General features: G+C 59.7%; 10 protein-coding genes. 7 read left to right on the forward strand and 3 right to left on the reverse strand.

Annotated elements, in window-relative coordinates:
- Positions 1 to 301: 301 nt before the first annotated feature.
- From AC1D06_RS20355 to AC1D06_RS20365, 3 genes are all read left to right on the forward strand, one after another.
- Positions 302 to 1,192 (forward strand): DMT family transporter, encoded by an 891-nt coding sequence (locus AC1D06_RS20355; protein ID WP_477987660.1) that lies wholly within the window; start codon positions 302 to 304, stop codon positions 1,190 to 1,192.
- Positions 1,193 to 1,528: 336 nt separating this feature from the next.
- Complete coding sequence (locus tag AC1D06_RS20360) at positions 1,529 to 1,744, forward strand: cold-shock protein (protein WP_477875640.1); 216 nt, start codon at positions 1,529 to 1,531, stop codon at positions 1,742 to 1,744.
- 192 nt (positions 1,745 to 1,936) lie between these two features.
- Positions 1,937 to 2,548, forward strand: a complete 612-nt coding sequence (locus AC1D06_RS20365) for a BA14K family protein (RefSeq protein WP_477875639.1) — start codon at positions 1,937 to 1,939, stop codon at positions 2,546 to 2,548.
- A 54-nt stretch (positions 2,549 to 2,602) separates the two neighbouring features.
- On the opposite strand, the gene AC1D06_RS20370 is transcribed toward AC1D06_RS20365, so the two are convergent.
- Positions 2,603 to 3,250: an MBL fold metallo-hydrolase gene (locus AC1D06_RS20370; RefSeq protein WP_477875638.1), complete on the reverse strand. Its 648-nt coding sequence runs from the start codon at positions 3,248 to 3,250 to the stop codon at positions 2,603 to 2,605.
- A 172-nt stretch (positions 3,251 to 3,422) separates the two neighbouring features.
- On the opposite strand from AC1D06_RS20370, the gene AC1D06_RS20375 reads away from it, so the two are divergent.
- The gene (locus AC1D06_RS20375; RefSeq protein ID WP_477875637.1) at positions 3,423 to 3,788 is read left to right on the forward strand and encodes a nuclear transport factor 2 family protein; all 366 of its coding nucleotides are present in this window, start codon (positions 3,423 to 3,425) and stop codon (positions 3,786 to 3,788) included.
- A 56-nt stretch (positions 3,789 to 3,844) separates the two neighbouring features.
- Here the strand turns inward: AC1D06_RS20375 and AC1D06_RS20380 are convergent, their stop codons facing one another.
- Together AC1D06_RS20380 and AC1D06_RS20385 are read right to left on the reverse strand one after the other, a co-directional pair.
- Positions 3,845 to 4,006, reverse strand: coding sequence for a hypothetical protein (locus tag AC1D06_RS20380; protein ID WP_477875636.1), 162 nt, complete (start codon positions 4,004 to 4,006; stop codon positions 3,845 to 3,847).
- 212 nt (positions 4,007 to 4,218) lie between these two features.
- Positions 4,219 to 5,112 (reverse strand): branched-chain amino acid aminotransferase, encoded by an 894-nt coding sequence (locus AC1D06_RS20385; RefSeq protein WP_477875635.1) that lies wholly within the window; start codon positions 5,110 to 5,112, stop codon positions 4,219 to 4,221.
- A gap of 281 nt (positions 5,113 to 5,393) precedes the next feature.
- On the opposite strand from AC1D06_RS20385, the gene AC1D06_RS20390 reads away from it, so the two are divergent.
- The 3 genes from AC1D06_RS20390 to AC1D06_RS20400 form a co-directional block, all read left to right on the forward strand.
- Positions 5,394 to 5,825, forward strand: a complete 432-nt coding sequence (locus AC1D06_RS20390) for a MarR family winged helix-turn-helix transcriptional regulator (RefSeq protein ID WP_477875669.1) — start codon at positions 5,394 to 5,396, stop codon at positions 5,823 to 5,825.
- Complete coding sequence (locus AC1D06_RS20395) at positions 5,822 to 6,532, forward strand: response regulator (RefSeq protein ID WP_477875634.1); 711 nt, start codon at positions 5,822 to 5,824, stop codon at positions 6,530 to 6,532. The genes AC1D06_RS20390 and AC1D06_RS20395 overlap by 4 nt, the downstream gene beginning before the upstream one ends.
- A 77-nt stretch (positions 6,533 to 6,609) precedes the next feature.
- Positions 6,610 to 7,416: sensor histidine kinase (locus tag AC1D06_RS20400; RefSeq protein ID WP_477987663.1), on the forward strand; the 807-nt coding region annotated here is incomplete at its 3' end.

Here is a 7,416-nt window from a genome sequence, read left to right on the forward strand (position 1 = left end):
ACCTACATGCGTGCCGGCTCGCTGAAGCGGTTTCCTGGAACGCGGGATATGGCTCGATCTTATTCATGCGGCGACGCCGGCTGCAATGAAGAAAACAGGCCGATTGCAGCATCGACCATTCACGCCAGTGATGAATGCGCGACGACTGGCTTTCGCGGTATCAACCGGCCATGCCATGCCACGCGCCGGCATGTTCAAAACTGAATGAAAGCATCAAAATTCTTCAACCGTGTAATTATTGTCCCGGTTTGATCGAAATGGTAAGCCTCGCCAACAAACCAGCCGAGCAAAATCCACGAAAATGACCCGTATCCAGGCCAATCTCACCCTCCTCCTGACGGCCGCCATTTGGGGCGCGGCCTTCATCAGCCAGAATCTGGCGATGAAGTCGATCGGTCCCTGGTGGTTTGTCGGCACGCGGTTCGTGATCGGCTTCCTCGTGGTGTTGCCGTTTGCCATTCGCGAGGACAGCAAGGCAGTAAGGCCGATTGCACCCCGGGATATGATGACATTCGGCGTGATCGGCCTGGCCCTCTTCGGCGGCGCGGTCACCCAGCAGATCGGCATGCTGACGACATCGGTCACCAATACCAGCTTCCTCACTGGCCTCTATGTGATCATCGTGCCGATGCTGAGCGTCATCGTCTTGCGCAGGGCGCCGCACTGGATCATCTGGCCGGCGGCGCTGATGGCGCTGGCGGGCATCTATTATCTGAGCGGCGGCGACCTCACGCGCCTCAAGATCGGCGACTTCTGGGTGATTGCCTCCGCCGTCTGCTTCGCCACTCAGATTCTGCTTGTCGGCATGTTCGTTTCCGAAAGCGCCAGGCCACTGACGCTGTCCGCCGTCCAGTTCCTGATCTGCGGCATCGCCGGCCTCGCGGTGGCCATTGCGGTCGAGCCGGTCACCTGGTCGGGCCTTCGGGACGCAGCACCCGAAATCCTCTATGCCGGCGTCTTCTCTTCCGGTGTTGCCTATACACTGCAGGTCGTCGGTCAGCGCTGGACAACCTCGCCGCAGGCCGCGATCTTTCTCGCCAGTGAATCCCTGTTTGGCGCATTGTTCGGCGCGCTCTTGCTGGGCGAACGGATCACGCTCATAGGCTATATCGGGTGCGGCCTTATCTTCGCCGCAATGGTCATGGTGGAAATTGTACCAGAGCTTACAAAGGCAACAGCCAAACAAGTCTAGACTGTAAACAATGGCGAAAGTAATAAGAAATCCATACTTTTTCTCATTTTGGAACAGGCGAATCGATCACGTTTCGTGCTAAATTTGCATCATTCGTGAAAGTTTTGCTTGCCAAAAATTAGGAATGCCCTCACTCTGTCCGCGTTCGGGCAATTTGCGAACAACTGGGAAGAACCTTGAGAATAACGCGCCGGAGGCGCAACAAGCTCCGGGTGGCGGAACGACGGGAAACCGGCCGACTACCACGATAGTAGGACCTTTCCTTACAGTCGAAATCTGCCTGCAGAAGTGAGGATGCCTTCCGATGAGGGGATGGCGAGGAAAGGGAATTATTCCATGGCCGATACTGGCACCGTAAAGTTCTTCAACGCCGAGAAGGGCTTTGGCTTCATTAAACCTGACAAAGGCGGTTCCGACATCTTCGTCCACATTACCGCCGTGCAGGCTTCAGGCCTCACCGGTCTGACTGAAAACCAGAAAGTTACCTACGACACCGAGCCGGACCGCCGCGGCAAGGGTCCGAAGGCCGTCAACCTTCAAGTCACCGGCTGATCCAGGCCTGATCGGCGCAGTGTATACACGGCGCCGCTGCCGGAATGGCAGGCGGCGCCCTTTTCATTGACACCGCGCGGTATACACGGCCGCCACAAACTTGCCCTTTTCCGTTCAGCCGACATTCATCGGCCGAGCCCTAGATTTTCCCCAAGTCTGGCCCATGGCCGGCCCATTGCAGGGAAGATCGCTATGAAAAAACTCACCAAAACCCTTATCCTCGGCGTCGCCGTGATCGCCACTTTGGCCAGCACGGTGGAAGTGTCGTCCGCCGGCTGGCGTGACCGCGGCTTCCATGGCCGCTACTGGCGTTATCACCATGGCCCCGGCTGGCGCGGCCGCTGGGCAGCGGCGGGCATTATCGGTCTGACGGCCGGTGTGATCGTCGGCGAAGCTTTATCACAGCCGCGTGAAAGGGTCTATGTCGATGAAGGCGATCCCGGCCCGGACGCCGAATATGTCGGCCCGGCCGATGGCAATGTGGATCCGGACGATCCGGATTATGCACCGCCGCGCGCCCATCATGTCGTTCGCACCGCACCCGACGACCAGTACCAGGACAGTGGCGATCCCGATGATACCGGCCCGATAGACGACCAGGCTGACAACGAGGGTTATTTCCCCGATCGTCCGCAGCGGGAGCATGTGACCCACCGCAACACCGACATGGCACAACAGGGCACCCTCCAGCCATGGACAGCCAAGTGGCGCAATTACTGCAAGCAGCGCTTCTCCACCTTTAATTCGACCACCGGCACCTATGCGGGTTACGACGGCAAGCAGCACTTCTGCACAGCCGAGTAAGTTCCGGAAACGCTCCTGACTTTACAAGCCCTGCCGATCCGGCGGGGCTTCGTTTTATAGACCAGCCAAGAACGGATTGTTCCGCCGCTCCTCGCCAATCGTGCTGCCCGGCCCGTGGCCGCAGATGAAGCTGACATCATCGCCGAGCGGCAGCACCTTGTCCCTGATCGAATCCAGCAATTGCCCGTGATCGCCCCCCGGCAGGTCGGTGCGGCCGATCGAGCCGCTGAACAGCACGTCGCCGAGATGGGCGAATTTCTGCGCGCGATTGAAATAGATGACATGCCCCGGCGCATGACCCGGCGTGTGGTAGACCTCGAAGACATGCTCGCCGAAGGACACCGTCTCTCCCTCTTCCAGGAAACGATCGGGCGTGACGTTGCGAACCCCGGAGGTGACGCCGAATCTCGCGGCGCTGGCTTCCATCGACTGCAACAGCGGCAGGTCGTCGCGGTGCGGCCCGATGATGTCGATGCCGAGCGCCTGCTTGAGGTCGAGCGCGCCGCCGGCATGGTCGAGATGGCCGTGGGTGATCCAGATCTCCTTGAGCGTGATGCCGTTCTCGCCGATCGTCTGCAGGATCACGTCGGCGTCACCGCCCGGATCGACGATGACGCCTTCATTCGTCCCGGCATCGAAAAGCACCGTGCAGTTTTGCTGGAATGGCGTCACCGGAATGATCCCGGCCTGGAGCTGCGGCATCGGACTGTCCTATCTCTCGTTTTGCTGCCCGAGATATAGATGCAGGCGGGCGTTGTCACCCTGCGATGCGCATTTCGCTTACCTCAGAGGTATACTTACCTCAGAGGTAATTGAGACAATTCCCTCGATCGCCGATCCTATCTTCGTCAACAGAGACATGAAGGAGAATATCATGATCGAAGCCAATGAAATCGCCAGCAACTATATCGCCACCTGGAACGCCATCGAAGCAGCCGAGCGCGAAAAGCTCTTCGCCCGCCATTGGGCTGACGATGCGAGCTATATCGATCCGCTGATGGCGGCGAGCAATGCGACTGAGCTGTCCGGCATGATCGGCGCCGTGCAGGAACGCTTTCCCGGCTTCCGATTTTCGCTGAAGGGCAGGCCGGACGGCCACAATGGCTGGGTGCGCTTTTCATGGGGGCTGGGACCGGAAGGTGCTGAACCGATCATCGAAGGCAGCGACATCGTTCATCACGACAATGGCAGGATGACGAAGGTGGTCGGCTTCCTCGACAAAGTCCCGGCTGCGGCCTGAGCAGAAACCGGGCGGCGCGGCCGGCAGGGAAAGGCCGCGCCGTCCAGGATACGAGCTCAGGTCAGGCTCGCCACTTCCATGGAATTGATCGGCGAAGCGCCGAAGCTTGCGGTCGTGATCAGAAGCATCGCGACGCAGAGGCTGACGGCGGCGACCAGTAGAACGATCGGGCGGAGGCGGATGGATACCGGGGTTTCGATGGCGGTGTCGATGTTCACTGGTTTGTTCCCTTGTCCGATAATGTGGCGTGCAGTCACCACTTAACTTGCCTTCTTGTTACACCCGTTCGTATCGCCGGCATGTCACCTCTGGAACAGGTGGCTGAAACTTGTGAAACAAATGCGCTTGAGCGAGGCTGGTTCCAGGAAAGTCATCAACAAAAAAGCGGCCCGTGAAGGCCGCCTCGCAATTCTGATATTTTTGCAACAGTCTATTCGGCGGCCTGCGCCGTGGCCGGATAGACTTCCTTCATATAGTCGTTCATCAGCGTCTCGCTGATCTTGCCGGGCGTGAATGTCCACTTGCCGCCGATCTCGGAAACCGGCGTGACTTCCGCCGCCGAGCCCGTCAGGAAGCATTCGCTGAACTCGGTCAGTTCCTCCGGCATGATCGGCCGCTCGATCACTTCGATACCGCGGCGCTTGGCGAGCTCGATCACCGTCTGGCGGGTGATGCCGTTGAGGAAGCAATCCGGATCCGGCGTATGGATGACGCCGTCCTTGATGAAGAAGATATTGGCGCCGGTGGCCTCGGCGACGCGGCCGCGATAGTCGAGCATCATCGCATCGGCATAGCCCTTGGCTTCCGCCGCATGCTTGGAGATGGTGCAGATCATGTAAAGGCCGGCCGCCTTGGCCTTGCAGGGTATCGTCATCGGATCGGGGCGGCGGTATTCTGCGAGGTCGAGCTTGATGCCCTTGAGCTTCTCGGCCGGGTTGAAATAGCTGCCCCACTGCCAGATGGCGATCGCCACGTTGATCTTGTTGTTCTGCGCCGACACGCCCATCTGCTCCGAACCGCGCCAGGCGATCGGCCGGACATAGGCATCGGAAAAGCCCTGGCGCTTCAGCGTTTCTATCGTCGCGGCATCGAGTTCGGCGACGCTATAGGGAATTTTGAAACCCATGATGGCGGCGGAATCATGCAGACGCTGATTGTGCTCAGTCAGCTTGAACACCCGGCCGCCATAGGCGCGCTCGCCTTCGAAGACGGCGCTGGCATAATGCAGGCCATGCGTCAGCACATGGACCTTCGCATCCTTCCACGGCACGAATTCGCCGTTCATCCAGATAACGCCGTCCAACTGGTCAAAAGGAACTGCCATGGTTTAACCTCCCGGCGACTTCGCCTATTTTCGTTGTGATACTCCCGCGCCGGCGCATCCACAAGATATAGGCGGCGGGTGTGCGGGTTTGAAGAAAGTTCATCAAACGTGTAGCAATCGCTTCAGGATGAACTTTTCCTGTCTTCAAAATCGGATTCAGGCTAACAGGGGCTGGAAATTAAGTCAACGAAGCTGACATATTTCCTTCAAATGCAAAGGAGCCGTTCTTGGCGAAAAAGCCGGCCGCAGCAAAGACCGAGGATGACGTCATCTGCGAGCGGATGACGGGTGACGGCGATATCGATTTCGAGATCATCGAGCTCCTGTTCTTCGCCTATCGCGATTTCATCTCCGATCCGGATGCGATCCTGGAAAAGAGCGGCTTCGGACGCGCGCACCACCGGGTCGTGCATTTCGTCAATCGCGATCCGGGCATGACGGTGGCCGATCTGCTCGATACGTTGAGGATTACCAAGCAATCTTTGGCCCGGGTCCTCAAACAGCTCATCGATTCGGGCTATATAAGGCAGAAGGAAGGACCTGACGACCGCAGGCAGCGCCGCCTCTACCCGACCCAGGCGGGCCGGGAACTGGCGCTGGCGCTCGCCGGGCCGCAATCACGCCGCATTGCCGCGGCACTGGGCGACGAGGCGAAACGCGCCGATGTCGTCCGGTTCCTAGGCGGCATGCGCGACAAGGGAGACAGAGAATGACGGAGGAAGCCGCTCTCCTGGACGATGCACCGCATCTCTTGATCGTCGACGACGACAAGCGAATCCGCGAACTGCTGCAGAAATTTCTGACCGGCAAGGGCTTTCGCGTCACCGTCTCCGCTGATGCTGCCGAGGCGCGCCGCAAGCTCGAAGGGCTCGATTTCGACCTCCTGGTGCTCGACGTGATGATGCCGGGCGAAAACGGTATCGCACTGACCGGGGCGCTGAGAGAAGTCCGCAATATCCCAGTCATCCTGCTGACCGCGCTGGGCGAGGCGGAATCACGCGTCGCGGGCCTCGAGGCCGGCGCTGATGATTATCTGGCAAAGCCTTTCGATCCGCGCGAACTGGTTCTCCGGGTCAACAACATCCTCAAGCGTTCCGTCAATCCGACCAAGCCGAAGATCGATCAGCTGATCTTCGGACCCTTCAACTTTTCCCTGGTCAAGCGAGAACTGCGCCGAGGGTCCGGTCTGATCGGGCTCACCGGACGCGAACAGGAGATCATGATGATCTTTGCCGCCAATGCCGGCCAGACCATTGCCCGCCACGAGCTTGCCGGCAATGGCGTCGATGTCGGCGAACGCACGATCGACGTGCAGATCAACCGGCTGCGCCGCAAGATCGAGGATGACCCGGCAAACCCGGTCTGGCTGCAGACCGTGCGCGGCATCGGCTATAAACTCTGTCTGGACCAGAACGGATGACCTCCGAGATCGAAAGCAGTCCCCTCGTTCCCGAGGAACAGCGCTCGATCTACCGCGATGGCGCGCTCAGCCGCGTCATGCGCCGCAATTTGCCGCGTGGTCTGTTCGCGCGTTCGCTGCTGATCATCATCATCCCGATGGTGCTGCTGCAGATCGTCGTCGCCGCGGTGTTCATGGAGCGGCACTGGCAGATGGTGACCACACGGCTCTCCGCCGATGTCTCGCGCGACATGGCCGCCCTGGTCGATCTTGCAGAGACGTCGCCACAGCCGATCAGCGACAAGGAGCTGATCCGCATCGCCAACGACGCCATGGACTTGAAGCTGGCGATCATATCCGGCAGCAAGCTGCCGTCGCCGAAGCCCATCCCGCTGTTCTCCATTCTCGATCGGACTTTATCGGAACAGATCAATGCCCAGGTCAGCCGCCCCTTCTGGATCAATACCAGCAATGATGCGCGGACGATGGAAATCCGCATCAAGATCGCCGACAACCGCATCCTCAGCATCATTACCCGCCGCGATCGTGCCTATGCGTCCAACACCCAGATCTTCCTGTTCTGGATGGGCGGCACGTCGCTGGTGCTGATCATCATCTCCATCCTCTTCCTGCGCGGCCAGATCAGGCCGATCGTCGCCCTGACCAAGGCGGCGGAACTGTTCGGCAAGGGCCAGAAGCCCGGGAACCCCTTTGTGCCGCGCGGCGCCGACGAAGTCCGCCGCGCCGGTCTCGCCTTCCTGCAGATGCGCGAGCGCATCGAACGCCAGATCGAGCAACGCACGATGATGCTCTCCGGCGTCAGCCACGATCTCAGGACCATTCTCACCCGCTTCCGCCTGCAGCTTGCCATTGCCGAGAGCCCAAAAGACCTCGAAGGGCTGAAC

Source organism: Rhizobium sp. P2_G2 (assembly GCF_056403555.1).